The organism is Winogradskyella sp., from assembly GCF_013213835.1.
In the GTDB taxonomy this organism is placed as follows: domain Bacteria; phylum Bacteroidota; class Bacteroidia; order Flavobacteriales; family Flavobacteriaceae; genus Winogradskyella.
This window is the reverse complement of sequence record NZ_JABSSU010000004.1, coordinates 250152-276642: the sequence shown is the minus strand read 5'-3', so window position 1 is coordinate 276642 and position 26491 is coordinate 250152. Positions and strand designations below refer to the sequence as shown.

Sequence of the window (26491 nt, the reverse complement as noted above, 5' to 3'; positions counted from 1 at the left end):
AATTAAAAAATTAAATGGTCTTTCGATTTTATTTTTAACGGATCAACAGCGTAACTGGTAATGATCTGAGGAATGTTTTGTAATCGGTCTAAAATGAGTTTTTCGTTTACATTTTCAATCTCATAAGAAATCTTCACAAAGTAATCTACCTTACTATATTCTGGTATTAGATTGTATGTCTTTAAAACTTTTCTCTGACTATTACTAAATAAACCAGCACTGTATTCACTTTGCTCTTCTCTCTTACAAATATTAGAGATCAAGTTCCAAGTGACATAGTGGGGTTTGTCATTCCATTCAAAAAAACTGTATGACGACTTAGAATCATTAAAATCTAAATCCTCTTTATTTCTTTTTAAATTTAGCTCTAAACTGCCATTAAGCAAATAAGCCAAACGATAATCTTCAAGGTTACAATGAATTGCAATGAGTTTATATGAAACGTCATCAAAATCATCTACAAGAAGTTTATGTAAAGCCATAGCGCCAAAAACTTTGCGCCAAATATAGTGTTTTAAAAGGTTCGTAATATCAACTTTAGGTTAATCTTAGCCGATTTAAACTACGAAAACGTTATAGTAATGTCAATTTGTTGACGCTTTTTAAATGAATTTTGTGATTTGCTTTTGAAACGCAAAAAATGCTCTTTTAGAGGCTTTTTCCTCAGCTTTTTTCTTAGAAGTTGCTCTTGCTTTGGCTACAACCTTGTCGTTGACACTTAATCTTACTGAGAAATGCTTCAATTTATCTTTACCAGTGTCTTCATACACATCGTAGTTAAACGTATTTTTCTCTTTTTGGCACCATTCTATCAACAAACTCTTGTAACTTATAACCTTACCTTCTAAAGTCTCAATATCTACATGTGGGTTTATCACTCTTTTAAAAATGAATTTTTCACACATCTTATAGCCTCTATCGAGATAAATTGCACCAACTAATGCTTCAAAAAGATTACCATGAATGTTATTACCAAAATTAGAAACAGGTATTCTACTTTTCACTAACTTAATGAGGTCTAGCTCTTTACCAAGTTCGTTAAGATGTTCTCTACTCACCACTTTAGATCTCATCTTCGTTAGATAACCTTCATCACCATGTGGTACTTGCTCAAAGAGATATGCTGCAATTACAGAACTTAACATGGCATCACCTACAAATTCTAAACGTTCATAGTTTATGGGATTGCCTTTTTTGTCCTTGATATTCATTGAGCGATGCGTAAACGCCTTTTCATAAAACGATTCGGACAAAGGCTTAAAACCTAAAATCTTCTTAAGCTCTAAAAAAAAATTCCCGTCTTTAAAGGAACGGGAATTCTTCAATATGTTACGAATGCTAGCCATTCGGGATTTAGTCTAATTTTTTAAATAATACACAAGCGTTATGACCGCCAAATCCAAATGTATTACTCATTGCTACTTTAATATCACGTTTCTGTGCTTTATTGAGCGTTAAATTTAATTCTGGATCTATGTTTTCATCAACTGTTTCGTGATTGATTGTTGGCGGTATGATACCATGCTCTAATGCCATTATAGAAGCAATTGCTTCAACAGCACCAGCTGCACCCAACAAGTGACCAGTCATAGATTTAGTAGAATTAATATTTATGTTCTTAGCATGGCTGCCAAATACCTCTGATATAGCTTTTAATTCTGCAACATCTCCTAATGGTGTGGATGTTCCGTGTGTATTAATATGATCTACATCTTCAGGATTTAAACCGGCATTTTCTAAACAATTTTTCATTACCGCAATTACACCTATACCATCTGGATGTGGCGCTGTCATGTGATAAGCATCAGAAGATAAACCACCACCTACAACCTCGGCGTAGATTTTAGCTCCTCTTGCTTTAGCATGCTCATACTCTTCTAAAACAATGGCACCAGCACCTTCACCTAACACAAAACCGTCGCGGTTTGCGTCAAATGGTCGTGAAGCCGTTTCTGGACTATCATTTCGAGTACTCATTGCGTGCATAGCATTAAATCCACCCATACCAGCTATAGTAACTGCTGCTTCACTTCCACCAGTAATTACAACATCACAATGTCCTAAACGTATGTTGTTTAAGGCATCGATCATTGAATTTGCAGAAGATGCACATGCAGAAACTGTAGTATAGTTAGGTCCCATAAATCCATACTTAATAGATATGTTACCTGGTGCTATATCAGCAATCATCTTCGGAATGAATCGTGGACTAAATCTTGGTGTACCATCACCAGCAGCGTAGTTTAACACTTCTTGTTGAAATGTTTCTAAACCGCCAATTCCAGCTCCCCAAATTACTCCAACTCTATATTTGTTTATCGTCTCAAGATCTAGTTTTGAATCCGCTATGGCTTCATCAGAAGCTACCATAGCGTATTGTGAAAACTTATCCATCTGACGTGCTAACTTTCTATCAATAAAGTCAGTGACGTTGAAATTTTTTACTTCACAAGCGAATTGTGTTTTGAACTTTTCAGCATCAAAATGTGTGATTGGGGCAGCACCACTTTTACCATTAATTAGGCCTTCCCAATATTCATCCTTGGTATTTCCTATTGGCGTAAGTGCACCTAAACCAGTTACTACTACTCGCTTTAATTCCATAAAAATATATTCTTATTTTGCTTCTTCTATGTAAGAGATAGCTTGACCAACTGTTGCAATGTTCTCAGCTTGATCGTCTGGGATTTGAATATCAAATTCTTTTTCAAATTCCATAATTAATTCTACAGTGTCTAATGAATCTGCACCTAAGTCGTTTGTGAAGCTTGCTTCAGTTACAACTTCGTTTTCATCTACACCTAATTTGTCTACGATAATCGCTTTTACTCTTGATGCAATGTCTGACATAATCTTTTAATTTTAAGTTTTAATTAGACGGCAAAAATAAAAAACTTTATTTTAAAAAACATTTTTACCAATAAAATGTGCATTTTGACTTGTAAATTTCTGTTTCAGTTTTATTTTTTAAGTCCAATTGTAAATTATTATTCTTTCTTTTGTTGCAAATAATAGTGCATTTATAATAAGTATATGAAACGTGTTGTAATTTTTGCCTCCGGGAGTGGATCTAATGCTGAAAATTTAATAAAGTTTTTTCACAACAATGATAATGTCTCTGTTATTCAGGTATTGACTAACAATCCTCATGCCAAAGTTCTTGATAGGTGTAAAAGACTTAAAGTAAGTGCTTTATCATTTAATAGAATCGCATTTTCTAAATCAAATGATGTTCTTAATATATTAAAGACCACTAATCCAGACCTTATTGTATTGGCTGGTTTTCTATGGAAATTTCCTGAATTTATTTTAAATGAATTCCCTAGTAAAGTTATAAATGTGCATCCTGCACTACTGCCAAAATTTGGTGGAAAAGGTATGTATGGTATGCATGTTCATGAAGCTGTAGTTGCCAATAATGAAACAGAAACTGGGATTACAATTCATTATGTCAATGAAAATTATGATGAAGGTGCAATAATTTTTCAGGCAAAATGTGAGGTTTCAAGCCATGATACGGCTGAAGATGTGGCTGCTAAAATTCATGAATTAGAAATGGAACATTTTCCGAAGGTTGTTCAAAAATTGTTAGAGAATCAATAAATAGTTCATCAATTAAGAGATCCTGAAACAAGTTCAGGATGACAAAAAATGAGCAAAAAGAAAACAAAATACTATACGGTTTGGAAAGGTCATAACACAGGTGTTTTTGAATCTTGGGATGACTGCAAAGCTCAAATCAAGGACTATAAAGGGGCGCAATACAAATCATTTTCAACATTTGATGCCGCAAAAAAAGCATATAAAGAAGGTCCGAAGGATTATATAGGAAAATCTAAAACTTTTAAAAGTGAACTTTCTGAAGAGCAATTAAAAAAGATAGGCCAACCAAATTACAACTCAATTGCTGTAGATGCGGCTTCTTCTGGAAATCCTGGTAAAATGGAATATCGTGGCGTGGATACCAAAACCAAAAAACAATTATTTATCCAAGGTCCTTTTGAAGAAGGTACCAATAATATAGGTGAATTTCTAGCTATTGTACATGGATTGGCTTTCTTAAAGCAACATAATAGTGATAGAATTATTTACACAGACTCTAAAACGGCAATGAGTTGGGTTAGAAAAAAAGCATGCAATTCTAAGTTAGAACGTAACGACAAGAATAAACCTGTATTTGATTTAGTAGATCGCGCCGTGCAGTGGTTAAAAACAAATCAGTACACTACAACTATTGTGAAATGGGAGACTCGAGCATGGGGAGAAATACCTGCAGATTTTGGTAGAAAGTAGAGCATCTTATTAACCTAGATTAACTATTCAAATCAAAAAAATCATGTACTTTTGCGACTTAATTCAAATTGAATTCAATGGGTAAATTGGTAATCGTTGGTACTGTGGCTTTTGACGCTATTGAAACACCATTCGGTAAAACTGACAAAATTCTTGGTGGAGCAGGCACGTTTATTGGTCTTGCTGCTTCCAATTTTAATATTGACTCTGCAGTAGTTTCTGTTGTTGGAGGCGATTTTCCACAGGACTACTTAAACTTAATGTCTAACAAGAATATTGATGTCTCTGGTGTAGAAATAATTGAAGATGGTAAAACCTTCTTTTGGAGCGGACGCTATCATAATGATATGAATTCTAGAGATACGCTTGTGACTGAGCTTAATGTTCTAGAAAACTTTGAACCAAAAGTACCTGAAAATTATAGAGATGCTGAAGTTGTGATGTTAGGTAACTTGCATCCATCAACTCAAATGAGTGTCTTAAACCAAATGACAGAAAAACCAAAACTTGTTATTTTAGATACTATGAACTTTTGGATGGACTGTGCTTTAGATGAATTACACAACACCATTAAACACGTTGATGTTATTACCATAAATGACGAGGAGGCAAGACAACTAACTGGAGAATATTCATTGGTTGTTGCAGCTAGAAAAATTCACGATATGGGTCCTGAATATGTGGTAATTAAGAAAGGAGAGCATGGAGCACTACTTTTTCATGATGACAATGCTTTTTATGCTCCTGCATTACCATTAGAAGAAGTTTTTGATCCAACAGGTGCTGGAGATACATTTGCTGGTGGTTTTGCGGGCTACTTGGCAAAAACTAAAGATTACTCTTTTGATAATATGAAAAAAGCAGTCATCTACGGGTCTACTCTAGCCTCATTCTGTGTGGAGAAATTTGGCACACAACGTATTGAAAATTTATCAACTACTGAAATATATAAACGCTTAGACCAATTTAAGAGTCTAACGCAATTTGAAATAGAATTAAATTAATCAAACGCGCCCAGAGATGGAGCGCGTTTTTTTATTGCTAATATGAGTGACGCGATTAAACATGAGTGTGGTATAGCACTTATAAGACTTTTAAAACCTTTAGAGTACTACAAAGAAAAGTATGGTACTGCATTCTATGGTGTAAATAAAATGTATTTAATGATGGAGAAACAGCACAATCGAGGACAAGATGGTGCTGGTTTTGCAAGCATTAAACTAGATACTAATCCTGGTGAACGCTATATAAGCAGAGTGCGCTCTATTGCCCAGCAACCTATTCAAGATATATTTTCTCAAATTAATGAGCGTATTAATTCTGAAATGACAAATCATCCGGAATATAAAGACGATGTGGCACTACAGAAAAAGCACATACCTTATATAGGTGAATTACTTCTTGGACATGTGCGTTATGGTACCTTTGGTAAAAACAGTGTAGAGAGTGTACATCCTTTTTTAAGACAAAACAATTGGATGCACAGAAATCTTATTGTTGCCGGTAACTTTAACATGACCAATGTTAATGAGCTTTTTAATAATCTTGTTGAAATAGGTCAGCACCCAAAAGAAAAGGCTGATACGATTACTGTAATGGAAAAAATTGGTCATTTCTTAGATGATGCAGTTTCAAAAATCTATAAGGACCTTAAAAAAGAAGGTTACAGTAAAAGTGAATGTTCACCTTTAATAGCCGAACGATTAAAAGTTGGTAAAATTTTAAAGCGCGCTGCTAAGAATTGGGATGGTGGTTATGCCATGGCTGGTTTATTAGGTCATGGAGATTCTTTTGTGCTTAGAGATCCTGCAGGTATTAGACCAGCATACTATTATAAAGATGACGAAATTGTTGTTGTAGCTTCTGAGCGTCCAGTTATACAAACGGTGTTTAACGTTCCTTTTGAAGAGGTGATTGAGTTAGATCCTGGACATGCCATCATTACAAAAAAGAATGGAACAACTCAGATCAAACAAATTCTTGAACCTTTAGAACGTAAAGCTTGTTCTTTTGAGCGTATCTACTTTTCTAGAGGTAGTGATGCAGAAATTTATGAAGAACGCAAAGAACTTGGTAGGCTTTTAATGCCTAAAGTTTTAAAGGCAATTGATAGTGATACGCAAAACACTGTGTTTTCTTTTATTCCAAACACTGCAGAAACATCATTCTTTGGAATGATTGATACTGTTGAAGAACATCTTAACCATAAAAAAACAAAGGCAATCCTTCAAGGTCAGAGAGAGTTATCTGCAGAAAAAGTTGAAGAAATCCTCTCAGAAAGACCTAGAATTGAAAAAATAGCAATAAAGGATGTAAAACTAAGAACGTTTATAACCGAAGATAGTAGTAGAGATGATTTGGTAGCTCACGTTTATGATGTAACCTATGGTGTTATTAGACCAAATGATAATTTGGTTATCATCGACGACAGTATAGTTAGAGGAACAACTTTGAAGAAAAGTATCATAAAAATGATGGATCGTCTAAATCCTAAGAAAATAGTGGTTGTCTCTTCAGCACCACAAATTAGATATCCTGACTGTTATGGTATTGATATGGCCAATTTAGAAACTTTAGTGGCTTTTAGAGCAGCTTTAGAGTTATTAAAAGACCATGATAAGTATCACATAGTTGAAGATGTTTATAAAAAATGCTTAACTCAGGTAAATTATAAAGACAAAAATGTCGTTAACTATGTAAAAGAAATCTATGATCCTTTCACGGACGAACAGATTTCAGATAAAATTTCTGAATTGTTAAGTGATGACAATGTAAAAGCTGAAGTGAAAATTATATTTCAACCAGTTGAAAACCTTCACAAAGCTTGTCCGAAAAATTTAGGAGATTGGTATTTTACTGGTAATTATCCAACAAATGGTGGTAATCGTGTCGTTAACAGAGCCTTCATCAATTTTTATGAAGGTAATAAAGAACGTGCGTACTAACTATCAATGTTTAACGTTTTGTCCGAAAAAGTAAACTTTTTACCGTTTATTTATGCATTTCATCTAGTAATTGATGCATTACGACAAATAAGACATAACTTGCATATACCATAACATAAGTAGGTTAAGTTCATGGTAGATTTGGGGCAAAAAAAGGTGAACACTGTTCACCTTTTTTTATTTTACAACATTCTTTTACCTCAACCTTCCGACAATCCCTTTCTGATATTTAATTTTTCAAATAGAAATTTATTACGTCGTTGAAATATGTTCGTTCCCACTCTTAGACTGATATATAGGTCGTTTATCCAAAAAATTAAATTGTTAAATTAATGTCATCATATATTTGAATCACCATAACATAAGTAGGTTAAGTTTATGGTAGATTTGGGGCAAAAAAGGTGAACTCTCTGTTCACCTTTTTTCATTTACAATAGTTACTTCGTCATTACCTGTTGACTATTTACAATTAAAAAAGCCAAGTTATTTCTAACTTGACTTTTACTATATGAATATTTAATATTCTATTACTTAGCTTCTGCGTAACGACGCTCTACTTCATTCCAATTGATAACTTTAAAGAACGCTTCAATATAGTCTGGTCTTCTGTTTTGGTAGTTTAAATAATATGCATGCTCCCAAACATCTAAACCTAAAATTGGTGTACCGCCACAAGATACGCCTGGCATTAATGGATTATCTTGGTTTGGAGTAGAACAAACCTCAACCTTTCCTCCTTTATGAACACACAACCATGCCCAACCAGATCCGAATTGTGTTGCAGCAGCTTTAGAAAACGCTTCTATAAAAGCATCTTTAGAACCAAATTCTGCTTCTATTGCGTCTTTTAATTCACCAGATAAATAACCTCTATCTTCCGGATTCATAACATCCCAAAACAAAGAGTGATTATAAAAACCACCACCATTATTTCTAACACCTTTGTTATCCATATCAAGAGAAGAAAGGATATCTTCAATAGATTTTCCTTCTAAATCTGTACCTTCAATTGCTGCGTTTAATTTTGTTGTATATCCATTATGGTGCTTAGAGTGATGTATCTCCATAGTGCGTGCATCAATATGCGGCTCTAATGCATCGTAAGCATATTTTAACTTTGGTAATTCAAATGCCATAGTATTCTGTTTAAGTGTTAATAATTTAATTTTAACAAATTTAAGATATAGATATTAACAAGTTCTAAATAAAATATTAAGATTACCTATTTTGGTATAAAAATTTTCTCTTGCAAGAATCAGACTTTAAAATATATAACGCATCGGCTGGAAGTGGTAAGACCTATACACTTGCTAAATCTTACCTAAAAAAAATCATTCAATCTCAAAATAATGACCATTTTAAGTCAATATTAGCAATCACTTTTACCAATAAAGCGGTTGGCGAAATGAAAGAACGCATCATTGAAATGCTTAAGCTTTTTTCCAACGAAAAAAGCAAGTCTCAGCCGCACCCAATGTTTATAGACATTTGCAAAGAGCTCGCAATATCACCCGAAATATTAATTTCAAAATCAAAACATCTACTAAAACATATTATCCATAATTATGGTGCTTTTGATGTTATTACTATAGATGGGTTTACCCATAGGATTATAAGAACATTTGCTTATGATCTAAAGTTACCAATGAATTTTGAAGTAGAATTAGATCAAGACCGGCTATTAAAGGAATCTGTTGACAGTCTTATTTCGAAGGCTGGTTTAGATAATACACTAACTAAAGTATTATTAGAATTTGCTATTGAAAAAGCCGACGATGACAAAAGTTGGGATATCAGTTATGATTTTAACAAGATTACAAAACTTCTGGTTAACGAAAACGACCTTTTCGCCATTGAAAGTCTAAAAGATAAAGACCTAGAAGATTTCCAAAAATTAAAACGACAACTACATGCGGATATCAATACCATTGAAAATAAAATTATTGAGCTTGCTAATGATGTCTTGACATTAATAGATGAATGCGGGTTACAATATGATGATTTCTCTAGAGGTTCTTTGCCAAACTATTTTGAAAGTCTAAAAAACAAAAAATATAACCCTAATTATGGTGCATCCTGGCAAAACATTTTAATTAATGGTGGAACATTATATCCTAAACGTGTAAGCGACCAGATTGCAAGTACAATAAATGAAATTCAGCCTAAACTGAAGGACTCTTTTGAACTCAGTAAAAGACTTGTCTATGATTTAAAACTCAAAAAAGGACTTTATAAAAATATTACACCTCAATCGGTTTTAAATGCCATTAAGAAAGAACTCGAGACTATCAAGTCGGAAAACAACGTTCTACCTATTTCAGAATTCAATAAAATTATTAGTAATGAAATAAAAGACCAGCCAACACCTTTTATTTATGAACGTTTAGGCGAAAAATATAGACATTATTATATTGATGAATTTCAAGACACCTCAACTTTACAATGGCATAACCTAATACCTCTTATAGATAATGCATTATCATCAACAAACGGGTCTGCTATGCTCGTTGGGGACGCCAAACAAGCCATTTATAGATGGCGTGGTGGAGATGCCGAACAATTTGTTAACCTTTACAATAAGACAACACAACCATTTCCGGTAGTTCAAAATATACTTAACCTATCCAACAATTTTAGAAGTGCTAAAGCAATAGTAGACTTTAACAATGGATTTTTTAAATTCTTAAGTCAGAATTATTTTCACAATGAAGATTACGCAAAGCTATATGAACAATCGGTACAAGAAACACAAACTGATGTAAAGGGCTATGTTGAACTGAGGTTTTTAAATTTTGAAAACGATAATGATAAAGTGGATATTTACTGTGCTGAGGTTTTAAAAACCATTAATAAATGTCTTGATTCTGGTCATAAACTAGAAGATATCTGTGTTATTGTTAGAAATGGAAAAGAAGGTGTTGCCATAGCTGAGTATTTGTATGACCATAATATTAAAATTACATCTTCTGAAACACTTTTACTTAAAAATTCACCCGAAGTAAGATTTGTACATGACTTTATTACAGTACTTGGACAACCCAATAATCAAAACCTAATAATTAAGCTTCTGTCATTTATTGCAGATCAACAAAATGTTTTAGATAAACATCTATTTTTCTCAACTTATTTTAAAGATAATATAGAGGATATTTTTAAAGGTTTAGAAGACATAAATATAAGCATTAGTCTATCAAAACTGCTTCATTTACCTATTTATGAACTCGTAGAAGAAGTGATTAGAACTTTTCAGTTAAACAAAACTTCAAATGCATTTTTACAATTTTATTTAGATGTTGTGTTAGAATTTACGCAACGAGAAGGTTCTAATATTATGGCATTTCTTGAATATTTTGATAAAAAGAAAGACAGCCTGAGTGTTGTTTCACCAGAACATCTAAATGCCGTTAAAATAATGACAATTCATAAGTCTAAAGGGTTAGAATTTCCGGTTGTTATTTTTCCGTTTGCCGATTTAAACATATATAAGGAACAAGAACCAAAAACATGGTTTCCTGTTGATAAGACTATTCATAATGGTTTCAGTAATCTTCTATTAAATTTTAATGAGGATGTAGAACATTTTGGAGAGGTTGGCGCTGAAATCTATAAAAGTAGAACATCACAACTTGAATTAGATGGTATTAATCTACTGTACGTTGTATTAACTAGAGCTGTAAACAATCTTTTTGTTATTTCTAAAGTTGACATTAACTCAAAAGGAGAAATTAACAACAAAACATATTCTGGTATGTTAATATCATATCTTAAAGAATTTGGCTTATGGGTAGATAATCAGAACACCTATACCTTTGGTGAATTAGAGTTAAAACAACAAGAAAGGACTGAAGATAAAGCAGAAACAACACCATTAATTTCAACACCAAAAGAATCTCATAACCTTAGTATCGTAACAAAATCTGGTTTACTTTGGAATACCAAACAAAAAAGAGCAATGGAGCGCGGTAATCTTGTGCACTTGGCACTTTCTAAAATTAAAACCACTATGGATGTTGATTTTGCCTTTGAAGAACTCATTTCTCAAGGTGATATTAGCACTCCTCAAATAAGCGATATAAGACCTCTTGTTGAAAACGTTATCAATCACCCTAGACTCAATTCGTTTTTTTCTGGAGTATCAGAAGTATTCAACGAGCGTGATATTATTACAAAAGATAGCGTTATAATTCGACCTGACAGATTAAATATTAAGGACAATGAGGTTTCAATTATTGATTACAAAACAGGAAACCATCAAACAAGTCACAATAATCAAATAAATGATTATGCGTTTATAATTAATTCGATGGGTTACAAAATAGATAAGAAATTACTTGTCTACATTAATGAAAATGTTGAAATCGTTGAAGTATAATACGGACTAATGTTATCTTTGTTGTTTCATTAACTAAATAACTATGTACGGAAATATAAAAACACATTTACAGCAAGAAATTGAATCTATCAAAGATGCTGGGCTTTTTAAAGAAGAGCGCATTATTACCTCACCACAAGGTGCAGAAATTACACTTAGTACGGGACAAACAGTACTAAATTTTTGCGCAAATAACTACCTTGGATTATCTTCTCATCCCGAAGTAATACAAGCAGCAAAAGACACCATGGACTCACATGGTTACGGTATGTCTTCGGTAAGATTTATTTGTGGTACTCAAGATATTCACAAGGAGCTAGAACAAAAAATCGCTGATTTCTATGGCACAGAAGACACAATTCTTTACGCAGCAGCATTTGATGCTAATGGCGGTGTTTTCGAACCTCTTTTAACAAAAGAAGATGCCATTATTTCTGATTCTTTAAATCATGCATCCATAATTGATGGAGTTCGATTATGTAAAGCAGCGAGATATCGTTATCAAAATAACGACATGGCAGATTTAGAAAAACAGCTTATTGCTGCCAATGAGAATGGTGCTCGATTTAAAATAATTGTTACGGATGGTGTTTTCTCAATGGATGGCTTAGTTGCACCACTTGACCAAATTTGTAATTTAGCAGATAAGTACGATGCTTTAGTAATGATTGATGAATGTCACGCTACCGGCTTTATTGGAAGAACTGGTATTGGAACCTTAGAAGAAAAAGGTGTTTTAGGTAGAATAGACATTATTACAGGTACTTTAGGTAAAGCGATGGGTGGAGCTATGGGTGGTTACACTACTGCCAAAAAAGAAATCATTGAAATTCTTCGTCAAAGATCACGACCTTACCTTTTTTCTAATTCTTTAGCACCTGCAATTGTAGGTGCGTCTATTAAGGTATTTGACATGTTGAAGAACGACACCTCATTGCGTGATAAACTCGAATGGAATACGAAGTACTTTAAAGATGGGGTGAAAAAAGCGGGGTTTGACGTTATTGATGGAGATGCTGCGATAGTACCAATAATGTTATATGACGCTAAATTGTCACAAACCATGGCAAATATGTTATTAGAAGAAGGCGTTTATGTTATTGGTTTCTTTTATCCAGTAGTGCCGAAAGATAAAGCAAGAATTAGAGTACAACTTTCGGCTGCACATACAAAAGAACAACTTGATAAGACCATAAATGCATTTATAAAAGTTGGACAAAGATTAGAGATTATTTAAAATGTCGACAATCTCACTATTATAGGGCGTTATAACAATATTTTTATATATTTGTCTTTGTTAATAAAATTTAACAACTTACTTTTGTGACACAATTAACACTTAAAATTAAATTAATTAGAATATGAAAAATCTTAGCAGATTATTTTTAGCAGTAGCGCTTTTCATGAGCTTCAGTGCTGCTTTTGCTCAAGACAAAAACAACCCATGGGCTATTACCATAGGAACAAACGCAGTTGATCCATATCCTGTTGGTGAAGATGCACCGCAAGGAGCATTTTTGGATGAATACTTTAATTTAACAGACCACTGGAATATCATGCCAGCAATATCTACTGTTTCTGTTGGGAAATATTTAGATGATGGATTCACTTTTACTGCGACTGGATCTTTAAATAGATTAACAAAATTTGGAACTAACTTAAATCCTGATGGATCGGAAGCTGGTACGAATAAAGTTGATGACCTTATGTACTACGCTTTAGATGGTAGAATTTCATATAGTTTTATGGATTTAATCAAATCTAAAAAAGTAGATCCTTCTTTAGGTGTTGGTGGTGGTTACACTTGGGTTGATAGTGTAGGTGCTGGTACATTAAACGGTTCTCTTGGCGTGACATATTGGTTCAGTGAAAAATTAGGTATTAACGTACAATCTACATATAAGCATGCTTTTGAAGATTATTTACCAAAGCATTTCCAACATTCTGCTGGATTAGTATTTAAATTCGGTGGAACTGATACTGATGGTGATGGCATATACGATCACGAAGATGCTTGTCCAGAAGAAGCTGGTTTAGAAATCTTTAATGGTTGCCCAGATTCTGATAACGACGGAATCCAAGATTCTAAAGATGATTGTCCAAATGATGCTGGTTTAGCTGAATTCAACGGTTGTCCAGATGCTGATGGTGACGGTGTTATGGATAAGGATGATAAATGTCCTTCTGTAGCTGGTTTAAAATCTTTAATGGGATGTCCAGATGCTGATGGTGACGGTGTTGCTGACAATGCTGACAACTGTCCAAACGAAGCTGGTCCTGCTGCAAACAATGGTTGTCCTTGGCCAGATACTGACGGTGACGGTGTATTAGACAAAGATGATAAATGTCCAAACGAAGCTGGTGTAGTAGCTAACAATGGTTGTCCTGAAGTTAAGCCTACTGAAGAAGTGATGAAAACTTTAAATGAATATGCTAAAACTATTTTATTTGATAGTGGTAGAGCTTCTTTCAAGAAAGAAACTGATCAAGTTTTAGAAGCAATGGTAGCAATCTTTAAAGAGTATCCACAAGCTGATTTCTCTATAGAAGGTCATACTGATAGTGTTGGTGCTAAATCTTCTAACCAAAAGTTATCTGAAAAGAGAGCAAATGCTGTTAGAGATTACTTAATTGCAAATGGTATTTCTGCAGAGAGATTATCTGCAACTGGTTTTGGTGAAGAAAACCCAATCGCAACTAACAAAACTTCTAAAGGAAGAAAAGAAAATAGACGTGTAGAGGTTAAGCTTAAAAACTAATTTCAAAACACGCTTAAATTATTAGTTAAAACGCTCCGTTTATCGGGGCGTTTTTTATTTTTATAAAATGGAAAGTTTTATAAAAAGTGTGTTGTTAGATCTAAAAAAGAAAGAGATAGATCTAGACAATTTGGTGTTTATACTTCCTAGTAAACGTGCTGGGACTTTTTTAAAACATCATATTTCAGAAATCACAGATTACACAATGTTTCTGCCTCAAATTCTTAGTATAGAAGAATTTGTAGAGAACTTATCTGGCCTCAAAACGATTCCTAATCCAGAACTTCTATTTAAGCTCTTTAAGACTTATAAAGCGTTAACACCTTCTGACAGACAAGAGTCTTTTGATCAATTCTCTAAATGGGCTCAAATTCTTTTACAAGATTTAAATGAGATTGATCGATATCTTATTGACCAAGGAAAAATTTTTGATTACCTAAACGCAATTAAAACTCTTGATCATTGGTCTTTAGAAGACAACCAAACTGATTTAATTAAAAATCATCTTAATTTCTGGAATCAATTAAAGGCTTATTACATAAAATATACTGATGACCTTTTAAGCCATAAACAAGGTTATCAAGGGCTTATTTATAGGGAAGCTACAGAAAACCTTGAACCGTATATTGAAACTTCAACCAAAACTCATGTTTTTCTAGGTTTTAATGCACTTAATACTTCCGAATCATTAATTATTCAAGGATTATTAGAAAATGATTTAGCGCTGATTTATTGGGATATAGACAAAATATTTATTGAAGACCCTATTCATGACGCCGGCTTATTTACACGCTCACATAAAACAAAATGGAATTACTTTAAAAAAAACCCTTTCAATTGGATAACTTCAAATTATTCAGAAAACAAGCATATTGAGGTTATTGGGATTCCTAAACTAGTCGGTCAAGCCAAATATATTGGTCATTTACTCCGCCAGCTTAAAAAACAAAACCCTCACTTAAGCAACACTGCAGTTGTTCTTGGTGAAGAAAATCTACTAATTCCTGTTTTAAACTCAATTCCTGAAGAAATTGAGCGTCTTAATGTCACTATGGGATTACCTTTAAAACTCATTCCATTAGCGTCGTTATTTCAACAACTCTTCAGTATCCACAAAACTAAATCTGATGTGATTTACCATGTCGATATCGTCAATATCTTATCGCATCCTGCGCTTTATGTCTTATTCGAACTAGATGACGGAAACGAAGCAACGCATATAATAAATCACATTCAGAATAATAACTTAATCTATTTATCAAGTAAAGAATTAGAAGGCTTAGCGGATCAAAATAAAAATGTAATCAACTTATTATTTCAATCTTGGGAGAACAAACCGACTAAGGCCATAGCTAGTTGTTTAGAGATCATTTTATTGGTTAAAGAACAATTGAATGCGGACAAAACAAAACATCAGTTAGAATTAGAATATCTCTATCGCTTTTATAAATTATTCAATAACCTCTCAGATCTTAATAGCACTTACGACTATTTAGTTTCTATTAACGCACTAAATACGGTATTTAATGAACTTTTAAGTAGTGAAACACTAGACTTTAAAGGTGAGCCTTTAGAAGGATTACAAATTATGGGAATGTTAGAGTCTCGTGTTTTAGATTTTGAAACTGTAATCATAAGTTCTGTTAATGAAGGCATTTTACCATCGGGAAAAACCAACAATTCTTTTATCCCTTTTGATGTTAAGATTGAAAATAATCTTCCAACATTTAAAGAAAAAGACGCTGTCTACACTTATCATTTCTACAGATTGTTGCAACGTGCAAAAAACGTGTACATCCTTTATAATACAGAAGTTGATGCCCTAAAAGGTGGTGAAAAAAGTAGATTTATCACCCAACTTGAGATTGAAGGAATTCATGACATAAAGCATACCATTGTTGCACCAGACATTCCAAATTATGATGCATCTTTAGAACACATCTCTAAAACACCATTAGTAATTGAACAATTAAAAAAGGTTGCAACTAAAGGTTTTTCACCTTCTTCACTAACTAATTATATAAGAAATCCATTAGACTTTTATTTTGAAAAAATACTTGGCGTAAAACAATTTGAAGATGTCGAAGAACACATTGCAGCAAATACATTAGGTTCTGTTATTCATAATACTCTCGAAGATTTTTATAAACCTTTTGAAGGTCATTATATTAAAATTGAAGACCTAAAAAACTTCAAAACCAAAGTAAAATCAACGGTTACAAAACACTTTAAAGATTTGTATAAAGAAGGAGATTTTACAAAAGGAAAAAACCTTATCATTTTTGAAATTGCGCAACGTTATATCGTAAACTTCATTAATACCGAAATTGAATCTCTTAGAGCAGGAAAGGAATTAAAGATTATAGCCATTGAGGCTGATGAAAATATTGAAATTGATATAGAAGGATTAGATTTCCCCGTGAAACTAAAAGGTAAAGTAGATAGAATAGACCAATTAAATGGCATCATACGAGTTATAGATTATAAATCTGGTAAAGTAGAACAAAGTAAAGTTGAGATTGTAAATTGGGAAGATCTTACGACTGATTATGATAAATATAGCAAATCGTTTCAAATACTATGCTACGCTTATATGATGCATAAACTGAAAAAGATTGAGCTTCCAATAGAAGCCGGAATCATTTCATTTAAAAATTTAAATAATGGCTTTTTAAAGTTTGGTAAAAAAGATTCCCCTAAATCTCGCAAGAAGAATCATAACATTACTGAAGAAACTCTAGACAACTTTGAAATAGAATTAAAAAAACTCATCCTAGAAATCTGTAATCCAAACATAGATTTTATAGAAAAAGAACTCAAGTGATGCAGATTGAAAAGAACTTTATATTACACAGAGCCGATAAAAAACCCATTCTTATAGATACATTTTATAATGAAAATGTAAAGAATCAACCATTAGTTATTTTTTGTCAAGGCTATAAAGGTTTCAAAGATTGGGGCGCATGGAATCACATGGCAGAAACCATTGCCAAAGAAGGTTTTTGCCTAATAAAGTTTAATTTCTCCCATAATGGCGGTACTATGGAAAACCCTATTGATTTTCCAGATTTGGAAGCTTTTGGCAATAACAATTACACCAAAGAATTAGACGATTTAAATGATGTTATAGACTGGTCTGTAGAAACACTTAAAAATAATGCTTGTGTTAACACAAGCAACATCACCTTAATCGGTCACAGTCGTGGTGGTGGAATCACAATTCTTAAAGCTTCTGAAGACCCAAGAATTACAAAACTTATTACTCTTGCAAGCGTATGTGACTTTGGTAAACGTACCGCAACAATTGGCGATCTAGAAGAATGGAAAAAACAAGGTGTAAAATATGTGCTTAATGGTAGAACCAAACAACAAATGCCGCATTTTTATCAGTTTTACGAAGATTTTAAAGCCAATGAAGAACGATTGCACATTGAAACTGCAGAAAAACGTTTGACGATTCCGCATTTAATTATTCATGGAGATACTGACACATCAGTAAAGATTGATGAAGCTTATGCATTACACCTATGGAACCCCAAAACGAAACTAGAAATTATTGAAAACGCAGACCATGTGTTTAACGTAAAGCACCCTTGGGAAAAGGACGAGCTTTCTGAAGAACTTTTGAGTGTAACTCGTCTGATTATTGAATTTATAAAAAAGTAAAGCCTCATATTGCTATGAAGCTTTACTATGTGGAGCATATCGGAGTCGAACCGATGACCTCTACGCTGCCAGCGTAGCGCTCTAGCCAGCTGAGCTAATGCCCCATTATTTTAATCCACTTAAAACCAAAACAGGAATCTTTGAACTGTGGAAGTCCTTCTTTAAAATTACATCATCCTCCCATAGTTTCTTAAAAAATCCTCTATGACGTCTTACTACACACAACAAATCTGGGTTGTGGTTTTTGTAATGTTCCAGCACACCTTGAAATGTCGTTGGACTTTCAGAATATGTTGTATTTGTAATCATGGCTTTTAGATTATCATTTAGCTCAAAATCACCTTCGTTATGATGAGGCGTTTTCACCAAAAGCATATTAACCACAGCTTTAAATTGGTTTTTAATTGCCGTTAAAGGATTCAAAACACCTTGCTTTCTTATAATCGCAGACTTTAGCGCAACCAATATTTTCACGATAGGTTTATAAACATAACCTTCAGGAACAATCAATGCTGGTATTTGGGTACGCTTTACAATTTTGCCAGAAGTTTTACCCAAATACACTTCTTCTTTTATAGAATTTGTTCTTGGTTCTAGGATAATTAAATCAACATCTAAAGCCTTGCTTATTTTTTCAATAGTATCAACAAGTTTTCCTTTAAAAGTTTTAGCAATCACCTCAACACCTTTAGTGTTTATAGAAGTCACATGAGATTCTAAAAATTCCTTAGATTCTCTTTCAATAATATCATCAACCTTAATCATAGTACCTGCTTTGGTATAAACATTATATATTTGAACTACATATAATCTAGCACCAAAAGCCTTGGCAAAATCCACTGCATACTGTAAATGAGATTGCGCATTTTTAGAAGAGCCAACCGGAACTAATATTGTTTTCATGGTAAAATGATTTTAACACAAAAGTAAACATTATTAATGATAAGAAAAGGAAGCCCGAAAGATATAGAACCTATAATGCAAATGTGCAGAGCATGTGCTAAACACATGATTTCTAAAGGTATTTACCAGTGGAATGAGCATTACCCAAACGCCTCTGCTTTTGAAAATGACATACAACGCAAAGAGCTTTATATCTTAGAAATTGATGAGAAAGTAAAAGGCACTATTGTCGTTTCTACATTTATGGATGAAGAATACATTCCTATAAAGTGGCTTACCGAAAACAAAAACAATATTTACATTCATCGTTTGGCTATTCATCCTGAATTGCAAGGCAAAGGTTATGCCCAAAAACTTATGAATTTTGCTGAACAATATGCTATAGACAACAACTATAGTTCTATTAGATTAGACACCTTTTCACAGAACAAAAGAAACCAAAAGTTTTACGAACTTCGCGGTTATAAACGATTAGGCGATATTTACTTTCCAAAGCAAAGTGAGTTGCCTTTTCACTGTTACGAATTGGTACTTTGAGCACACCTATTAACTTAAAACACATTAATAAACTCGCCATACCTGCATTAATTTCAGGTATTTCTGAGCCAATCTTATCGTTGACAGATGCAGCGATTATAGGTAATATGGATATAAATCCTACTGAGTCATTAGCGGCAGTTGGTATTGTAACCACATTTTTATCAATGCTTATTTGGGTTTTGGGGCAAACACGTAGCGCCATTTCTTCAATTGTGTCTCAATATTTAGGCGCTGATAAACTTAGTGAAGTTAAAAATCTGCCAGCACAAGCCATATTTATCATCACCTCATTAAGTCTCTTAATAATCTTGGTTACTTATCCTTTTGCTGCTGAGATTTTTAAGCTTTATAATGCGTCAAACCTTATTTTAGATTATAGTGTAGACTATTATCAAATACGTGTATTTGGTTTTCCTTTTACCTTATTTACAATTGCTGTTTTTGGGACATTTAGAGGTTTGCAAGACACGTATCATCCAATGATAATTGCAATTACTGGTGCAGTTGCAAACATTATTTTAGATGTCGTTTTTGTCTATGGAATTGAAGGCTACATTCCGGCAATGCACATTAAAGGTGCAGCTTACTCTAGCGTATTAGCGCAAATAATCATGGCATTATTATCTACCTATTTTATTCTGAAAAAAACTGATATTCCATTATTGGTAAAGTTCCCATTTAATAAAGAAATTAATCGTTTCATCATTATGATTGCCAATCTCTTTATTAGAACTATTGCACTAAATGTAGCGCTCTATTTCGGGACCAGTTTTGCCACAAAATATGGCACCACTTACATTGCAGCTTATACCATAGCTATTAACCTTTGGTTTTTAGGCGCTTTCTTAATTGATGGTTATGCCAGCGCAGGTAATATTTTATCAGGAAAACTCTTTGGTGCAAAAGACTATAAAACACTCATTAATCTTAGCGATAAACTCATAAAATATGGTGTTGTTGTGGGAATAATTATCGGAGCTATTGGAGCACTTTTCTATTATCCTATTGGAAACATTTTTACAGACGACGAGACTGTTTTAAATGAATTTTATAAGGTCTTTTGGATCATACTTGCTATGCAACCACTTTGTGCTTTAGCCTTTATTTTTGATGGTGTTTTTAAAGGTTTAGGTAAAATGCAATATCTAAGAAATGTATTGTTATTTTCAACCTTGTTGGTGTTTATTCCTGTAATATTTACCACAGACCAATTAGAACTTAAACTTTATGGTATTTTTACTGCATTTACACTGTGGATTATCGCCAGAGGACTGCCATTAATCATAAAATTCCGAAAAACATTCAAACCACTAGCACAAAAGACTTAAATTTGGCGAAAGTTTCTGAAAATGATGTATTTTCTAATCACACTATTACAAGACTCAAACATTGAGGAAAAGCTAAAAGACGCACCTGACAGTAGTTATGGTATCGGTGTTTTTATTGGTTCAATGTTACCGTTTGTGGTATTGGTAATTATAGCTTATCTCATTTACAGATATAATAAGAAAAGATTAAACGACGAGTAAGATGGATATTCTTAACTTTTTAGGAGGAAATGGTTTATTTCTAATACTAGGTGTAGTATTAGTAGTAGTTTATTTTTATAACAGAAATAAAAGAAGGTAATGAGCAAAGTAAGAATTACAAAGCAATTTTCTTTTGAAGCTGGTCATGCGCTTCATAATTATGACGGAAAATGTAAAAATCTTCATGGGCATAGTTACCATTTAGATGTTACGGTTATAGGCGAACCTATTTCGGACACAACGAATGTAAAATGTGGCATGGTTATAGATTTTGGAGATTTAAAAAAAATAGTGAACGATGAAATCGTAGATGTATTTGATCATTCTATGGTTTTTAATCAAAATACACCTCATAAAGAACTTGCTCAAAATCTCATTGATTTAGGCCATCATATCTTATTAGTAGATTACCAACCTACTACCGAAAATATGATTATAGATTTTGCAGATAAAATAAAATCGCGTTTACCAGAACATTTAACTTTACATTCCTTGAGGCTCAGAGAAACGGCTAGCAGTTTTGCTGAATGGTTTGCCTCTGACAATGAATAAGAATATACACCATATAGATTTACCACAAGGAAAGAAGATTTATTTTTCTTCAGACAATCATTTAGGTGCACCTACTCATGAGGCATCATTACCACGCGAAAAGAAGTTTGTAGCTTGGTTAGATGAAGTAAAACAAGATGCAGCAGCTATTTTTCTGTTAGGTGATTTATTCGATTTTTGGTTTGAATATAAAACTGTTGTTCCCAAAGGCTTTATTAGAACTCTAGGAAAACTCGCTGAAATAAGCGATTCTGGTATTCCGATATACTTTTTTGTTGGTAATCATGATTTATGGATGAGTGGTTATTTTGAAAAAGAACTAAATATTCCAGTCTTCCACAAACCACAAGAATTCTCAATTAATAATAAATTATTCTTTATTGGTCATGGTGATGGTCTTGGCCCTGGTGACAAAGGCTTTAAGCGAATGAAAAAGGTGTTTACAAACCCAGTTTTTCAATGGCTATTTAGATGGTTGCATCCAGACATTGGGGTAAGAATTGCACAATATATGTCCGTTAAAAACAAACTCATTTCTGGTGATGATGATGCCAAATTCTTAGGAGAAGAGAATGAATGGTTAGCGCAATATTCAAAAAGAAAATTGTCAGAAAAACATAGAGATTATTTCATTTTTGGTCATAGACACTTACCACTTGAAATACCTCTAAAAGAAGATTCTAAATATATGAACCTTGGTGATTGGGTACAATATTATACTTATGGTGTTTTTAATGGAGAAAAACTAGAGCTTAAAAAATACTAAGACGTGACATCGTCATAATGTTCCTGGACATCATCTCTGAGGTCTAATTCTCTGAGTGGTTTATTTGTAAGACTCATTGTAATTACTGTAAGCAATGTTACAGTTCCGCCAAGTATTACGGCTAAAGGTGCGCCAAAAATCTTGGCTGCAATACCACTTTCTACAGCACCCAATTCATTAGAAGAACCTACAAACATAGAGTTAACAGCACCAACACGACCTCTCATATCATCTGGTGTTTTAAGTTGTAATATCGTCTGACGTACGACCATAGAAATACCATCAAAAACTCCAGCTATAAATATTGCTGTTACACTAAGCCAAAACAGTTTTGATGCCCCAAAAACAATCATACTTAGTCCAAAACCAAAAACCGCTATTAATAACTTTTTCCCAGTATTTTTAGTAATAGGAATATAAGTAGTCGCTAACATAGTTAAAATACTTCCCAATGAGAGTGACGCATTTAATATACTTAACCCTTTTGGTCCATTCTCAAAAATATCTTTAGCAAATATAGTGAAAATGGCTACTGCTCCACCAAATAAAACAGCTATCATATCTAAAGTAAGTGCTCCTAAGATTACCTTATCATTAAACACAAACTTAATTCCAGACTTTAAACTTTCCTTTACAGATTCATTGGCCGCTTCATTCATAATTGGTTTTTGCTTTATTTGCAGAACTAATATTAAGGAAATCATTACCAATATAAATACAATACCTAAAGTATTGTGTACTCCAATCCAAGCAATTAAAAAACCACTTGTTAGCGAACCTAATACGGCAGCTCCTTTCCAAGTACTACTGCTCCAAGTTGCTGCATTTGGATAAACTGATTTTGGGACAAGCAATGCAATAAGTGAGAATATAGTAGGCCCAAAAAATGCTCTAAGTATACCACCAAAAAAGACTAAACCATATATCCCAAATAGAATGTTTTTAGTCTCCCAATTAGACTCAACGGTTTCAGAAGTCAACCAATAAAGCCCAAAACTAATTAATGAAAATAACGCTATACATAACGTAAAAAGATTACGCTTTTCCTTTTTATCTACAATATGACCAGCAAATGGCGCTAAAAAAAAGGCTGGTAAAAACTCGCAAGCGCCAATAATTGCTAAACTTAATTTATCGTTTGTGATATCATAAACTTGCCATTCGATTACTAAAAACTGCATAGACCAACCAATAACCAAGGCAAATCTTACTATTAGAAAAATATTAAACTCTCTTATTCTAAGTGCTGCGTATGGATCTAGTTTTTGCATTTTATTCTTTAATGTCTTTGAGTTTTAACTGCAAGCTTGTATGACCATTCCAATGGTTTTCGTCAACTGTAAAAGCAATATCAAATGGTTTTCTATTTTTAATAATATCGATTTTATCACCTAAACCAAAACCAATACAAACAATGTTATCCTTTGGGTTTTGCCTTGCTGTAAAACGGATATGCTTATCATCTTCACCAACACATTTTCCCCAACCTGTGTCTTTTACGTCTTGCGTCATAAAAACCGGAGTCATATTTCCTGGACCAAAAGGCGCAAACTGACGTATAATACGCATTAATTTATTATCAACTTGACTAAGGTTTATCTTTAAATCTACCTTCAGCTCTGGTGTTAATAATTTTGGGTCTATAGTTTCCTTTACAACTTCTTCAAACTTTGCCTTAAATGCTTCGTAATTCTCTGGCAATAAGGTTAAACCTGCGGCATATTTATGACCTCCAAATTGTTCTATATATTCCGAACATGCTTCTAATGCATTATATACATCAAACCCTTTGACGGATCTTGCAGAAGCCGCCAGTTTATCTCCACTTTTTGTGAATACTAATGTTGGTCTATAATAAGTTTCGGTTAATCTAGAAGCTACAATTCCTATAACTCCTTTATGCCAATGCTCATCATAAACTACGGTTGTAAATCGATCTTGTTCTTTAGCTTCTTCAATCTTTAATAAAGCTTCTTCGGTAATTCGTTGATCTGTTTCTCTTCGGTCTGTATTAAAGACATCTATATCTACAGCATATTGTGCCGCGAGATTAAAATCAGTTTCAGTTAATAAGGTTACAGCATGATTACCATGTTTCATTCTTCCTGCTGCATTAATGCGTGGTGCAATTATAAATACAACGTCTGTAATGGTGAGTTTATCTTTTTTGACTTCAGCAATTATAGCTTTCATGCCTGGTCTTGGATTGGTATTTATGACCTGTAATCCAAAATATGCTAGAGCTCTATTTTCATCAACAATTGGGACAATATCAGCACCAATAGCTGTCGCTACCAAATCGAGATATTCTACTAAATCTTCAACCTTTTGACCTTGGTTTGAAGCTAATGCAGTAATGAGTTTAAAGCCAACACCACAACCACAAAGTTCTTTAAATGGATATTCACAATCTGCTCTTTTAGGATCTAAAACCGCTACAGCATCTGGAATATTGTCTCCTGGTCTGTGATGATCGCAAATAATAAAATCAATCCCTTTTTCTTTAGCGTAAGCTACTTTTTCGATAGCTTTGATGCCACAATCTAAAGCTATAATGAGCGTGAAACCATTGTCATGAGCAAAGTCAATACCTTGATAAGACACACCATAACCTTCTTCGTAACGATCTGGAATATAGGTCGCCACAGTATCTGTTCTTGTTTTTAAATACGACGACATTAACGCTACTGATGTTGTACCATCAACGTCATAATCTCCATAAACCAAAATATTCTCGTATTCTTCAATAGCCTTTTCTATTCTTGCCACAGCTATATCCATGTCTTTCATTAAGAATGGATTGTGTAAATCATCAAAACTTGGTCTAAAGAAGGTCTTTGCCGCATCATAAGTCTCAATGCCACGTTGCAATAATAAAGTCGCTACTACATCATCAACTTTAAGTACATCTTTAAGTTCAGTTATTTTTGTTGCTTCAGGTTTTGGCTTAAGTGTCCAACGCATTTTTTAGTTATGAGTAATTAGGCATTAGCAATTAGTTCTCTTCTAAATTGATTTTATTCAAACTCCATAAAAGGTAACTTAAACGTTTCGTGTTGTACCAATATGGTAATGAATACTCGTTTTTACTTCAGCAAACTGTCTAAACATTTCCATAACACCGCAGTACTTTTCTACAGATAATTGCACCGCGCGATCGCATTTTTTCTTATTTAAATCAGAACCATAAAAATGATATTCAACATCAACAGAATGGTAATATTTAGGATGCTCATCAGTAAGGTCGCCTGTAACTTCAATCTTAAAATCGTCAATCTCTTCGTTCATTTTATTTAAAATCGAGATCACATCTAAAGCAGAACAGCCAGCTAAAGAGGATAGCATCATTGCTTTGGGTGATAAGCCATGTCGTTCTTCTTGTCCATCAATAGTTGTGTCCATTTTTACAAACTTTCCGCTAGGATTATCCGATTCAAAAGTTAATCCACCTTGCCAATGTGTTGTTACTTTATCTGCCATTTTGTTTCAGTTTAAATGTTAGAACCTTTATCTTGTACATTCAAAAATACCACTAAAAAAATAACTATGGCATTAGTAACACCTTTATCTCCAGAACACGATTTAGAAACTAAAGAACTTGCAGAATTCTTTAATGAAACGCTTGGTTTTTGCCCTAATTCGGTATTAACTATGCAACGCAGACCCGCAATTAGTAAAGCGTTTATTAACCTCAACAAAGCCGTTATGGCAAACGAAGGTCGAGTAACTTCTGCACTAAAACGTATGATTGCTTGGGTTAGTAGCAACGCCACAGGTTGCCGTTATTGTCAAGCGCATGCCATTAGAGCTGCAGAACGCTATGGTGCAGAACAAGAACAGTTAGATAATATTTGGGAATATAGAACGCATCCAGCATTTTCAGAGGCGGAACGTGCTGCATTAGATTTTAGTTTGGCTGCGAGCCAAGTGCCTAATGCTGTTGATGCCGAAATAAAACAACGCTTATACGAGCATTGGAATGAAGGTGAAATTGTAGAAATGCTTGGCGTAATTTCTTTGTTTGGATACCTCAACCGTTGGAATGATTCTATGGGAACTGATATTGAAACTGGTGCTGTGGAAAGTGCTGACCAATATCTAGGTAAACACGGTTGGAAAAAAGGAAAGCACGACGGTACAAAATATTAAATTGTCTTTCATGTCTT

24 protein-coding genes and 1 tRNA gene are annotated in these 26491 nt (G+C 33.5%); 15 read left to right on the top strand and 10 right to left on the bottom strand.

Annotated features, from left to right (window positions below; translation table 11 throughout):
* Positions 1–2: 2 nt before the first annotated feature.
* The 4 genes from HRU50_RS07055 to HRU50_RS07040 form a co-directional block, all read right to left on the bottom strand.
* The gene (locus HRU50_RS07055; protein WP_296349635.1) at positions 3–482 is read right to left on the bottom strand and encodes an IPExxxVDY family protein; all 480 of its coding nucleotides are present in this window, start codon (positions 480–482) and stop codon (positions 3–5) included.
* A gap of 120 nt (positions 483–602) precedes the next feature.
* Positions 603–1346, bottom strand: a complete 744-nt coding sequence (gene rnc / locus HRU50_RS07050; protein ID WP_296349632.1) for a ribonuclease III — start codon at positions 1344–1346, stop codon at positions 603–605.
* Positions 1347–1353: 7 nt separating this feature from the next.
* Positions 1354–2604, bottom strand: a complete 1251-nt coding sequence (fabF, locus tag HRU50_RS07045; protein ID WP_296349630.1) for a beta-ketoacyl-ACP synthase II — start codon at positions 2602–2604, stop codon at positions 1354–1356.
* Between the two features lie 12 nt (positions 2605–2616).
* Positions 2617–2850, bottom strand: a complete 234-nt coding sequence (locus tag HRU50_RS07040) for an acyl carrier protein (protein WP_008269813.1) — start codon at positions 2848–2850, stop codon at positions 2617–2619.
* A gap of 183 nt (positions 2851–3033) precedes the next feature.
* Here HRU50_RS07040 and HRU50_RS07035 point away from each other — a divergent pair, with 183 nt between their 5' ends.
* The 4 genes from HRU50_RS07035 (at position 3034) to HRU50_RS07020 (ending at position 7238) form a co-directional block, all read left to right on the top strand.
* Positions 3034–3603 (top strand): phosphoribosylglycinamide formyltransferase, encoded by a 570-nt coding sequence (locus HRU50_RS07035; RefSeq protein ID WP_296349628.1) that lies wholly within the window; start codon positions 3034–3036, stop codon positions 3601–3603.
* Positions 3604–3651: 48 nt separating this feature from the next.
* Positions 3652–4293, top strand: a complete 642-nt coding sequence (locus tag HRU50_RS07030; protein ID WP_296349626.1) for a ribonuclease H family protein — start codon at positions 3652–3654, stop codon at positions 4291–4293.
* Positions 4294–4370: 77 nt separating this feature from the next.
* The gene (locus HRU50_RS07025; protein ID WP_296349624.1) at positions 4371–5297 is read left to right on the top strand and encodes a PfkB family carbohydrate kinase; all 927 of its coding nucleotides are present in this window, start codon (positions 4371–4373) and stop codon (positions 5295–5297) included.
* Positions 5298–5339: 42 nt separating this feature from the next.
* Positions 5340–7238 (top strand): amidophosphoribosyltransferase, encoded by a 1899-nt coding sequence (locus HRU50_RS07020; RefSeq protein WP_296349622.1) that lies wholly within the window; start codon positions 5340–5342, stop codon positions 7236–7238.
* Positions 7239–7765: 527 nt separating this feature from the next.
* Here HRU50_RS07020 and HRU50_RS07015 read toward each other — a convergent pair.
* The gene (locus HRU50_RS07015) at positions 7766–8374 is read right to left on the bottom strand and encodes a superoxide dismutase (protein WP_296349619.1); all 609 of its coding nucleotides are present in this window, start codon (positions 8372–8374) and stop codon (positions 7766–7768) included.
* A 110-nt stretch (positions 8375–8484) separates the two neighbouring features.
* On the opposite strand from HRU50_RS07015, the gene HRU50_RS07010 reads away from it, so the two are divergent.
* From HRU50_RS07010 to HRU50_RS06990, 5 genes are all read left to right on the top strand, one after another.
* On the top strand, positions 8485–11610 hold the full coding sequence (locus HRU50_RS07010; RefSeq protein WP_296349617.1) for an exodeoxyribonuclease V subunit beta: 3126 nt from the start codon (positions 8485–8487) through the stop codon (positions 11608–11610).
* 43 nt (positions 11611–11653) lie between these two features.
* Entirely contained in the window at positions 11654–12847 is a 1194-nt protein-coding gene (kbl, locus tag HRU50_RS07005) for a glycine C-acetyltransferase (protein ID WP_296349615.1), read from the top strand.
* Between the two features lie 124 nt (positions 12848–12971).
* A complete protein-coding gene (locus HRU50_RS07000) occupies positions 12972–14369 on the top strand; it encodes an OmpA family protein (protein WP_296349612.1) in 1398 nt (465 codons plus the stop codon).
* A gap of 67 nt (positions 14370–14436) precedes the next feature.
* The gene (locus HRU50_RS06995; RefSeq protein ID WP_296349610.1) at positions 14437–17193 is read left to right on the top strand and encodes a PD-(D/E)XK nuclease family protein; all 2757 of its coding nucleotides are present in this window, start codon (positions 14437–14439) and stop codon (positions 17191–17193) included.
* Positions 17193–18035 (top strand): alpha/beta fold hydrolase, encoded by an 843-nt coding sequence (locus tag HRU50_RS06990; protein WP_296349607.1) that lies wholly within the window; start codon positions 17193–17195, stop codon positions 18033–18035. Before HRU50_RS06995 ends, HRU50_RS06990 begins: the two co-directional genes overlap by 1 nt.
* Before the next feature lie 30 nt (positions 18036–18065).
* Here the strand turns inward: HRU50_RS06990 and HRU50_RS06985 are convergent.
* Positions 18066–18139: transfer RNA gene (locus HRU50_RS06985), tRNA-Ala, on the bottom strand.
* Position 18140: 1 nt separating this feature from the next.
* Positions 18141–18938 (bottom strand): universal stress protein, encoded by a 798-nt coding sequence (locus HRU50_RS06980; RefSeq protein WP_296349605.1) that lies wholly within the window; start codon positions 18936–18938, stop codon positions 18141–18143.
* Between the two features lie 36 nt (positions 18939–18974).
* On the opposite strand from HRU50_RS06980, the gene HRU50_RS06975 reads away from it, so the two are divergent.
* The 5 genes from HRU50_RS06975 (at position 18975) to HRU50_RS06955 (ending at position 22325) form a co-directional block, all read left to right on the top strand.
* Complete coding sequence (locus HRU50_RS06975) at positions 18975–19475, top strand: GNAT family N-acetyltransferase (protein WP_296349603.1); 501 nt, start codon at positions 18975–18977, stop codon at positions 19473–19475.
* Positions 19472–20806 carry an MATE family efflux transporter gene (locus HRU50_RS06970; protein WP_296349600.1) on the top strand — a complete coding sequence of 445 codons (1335 nt, stop codon included), beginning with the start codon at positions 19472–19474 and terminating at the stop codon, positions 20804–20806. Before HRU50_RS06975 ends, HRU50_RS06970 begins: the two co-directional genes overlap by 4 nt.
* A 21-nt stretch (positions 20807–20827) precedes the next feature.
* Positions 20828–21007, top strand: coding sequence for a hypothetical protein (locus tag HRU50_RS06965; RefSeq protein WP_296350175.1), 180 nt, complete (start codon positions 20828–20830; stop codon positions 21005–21007).
* Between the two features lie 99 nt (positions 21008–21106).
* Entirely contained in the window at positions 21107–21559 is a 453-nt protein-coding gene (locus tag HRU50_RS06960; RefSeq protein ID WP_296349597.1) for a 6-carboxytetrahydropterin synthase, read from the top strand.
* A 13-nt stretch (positions 21560–21572) separates the two neighbouring features.
* Positions 21573–22325 carry a UDP-2,3-diacylglucosamine diphosphatase gene (locus HRU50_RS06955; protein WP_296350160.1) on the top strand — a complete coding sequence of 251 codons (753 nt, stop codon included), beginning with the start codon at positions 21573–21575 and terminating at the stop codon, positions 22323–22325.
* On the opposite strand, the gene HRU50_RS06950 is transcribed toward HRU50_RS06955, so the two are convergent.
* From HRU50_RS06950 to HRU50_RS06940, 3 genes are all read right to left on the bottom strand, one after another.
* Positions 22322–23596, bottom strand: a complete 1275-nt coding sequence (locus HRU50_RS06950) for an MFS transporter (protein ID WP_296349595.1) — start codon at positions 23594–23596, stop codon at positions 22322–22324. The two genes, HRU50_RS06955 and HRU50_RS06950, sit on opposite strands and share 4 nt — an antisense overlap.
* Position 23597: 1 nt before the next feature.
* Complete coding sequence (recJ, locus tag HRU50_RS06945) at positions 23598–25289, bottom strand: single-stranded-DNA-specific exonuclease RecJ (protein WP_296349593.1); 1692 nt, start codon at positions 25287–25289, stop codon at positions 23598–23600.
* 78 nt (positions 25290–25367) lie between these two features.
* Positions 25368–25805: an OsmC family protein gene (locus HRU50_RS06940; RefSeq protein ID WP_296349591.1), complete on the bottom strand. Its 438-nt coding sequence runs from the start codon at positions 25803–25805 to the stop codon at positions 25368–25370.
* 66 nt (positions 25806–25871) lie between these two features.
* Here HRU50_RS06940 and HRU50_RS06935 point away from each other — a divergent pair, with 66 nt between their 5' ends.
* Positions 25872–26474: a carboxymuconolactone decarboxylase family protein gene (locus HRU50_RS06935; RefSeq protein WP_296349587.1), complete on the top strand. Its 603-nt coding sequence runs from the start codon at positions 25872–25874 to the stop codon at positions 26472–26474.
* The last annotated feature ends 17 nt before the right edge of the window (positions 26475–26491 follow it).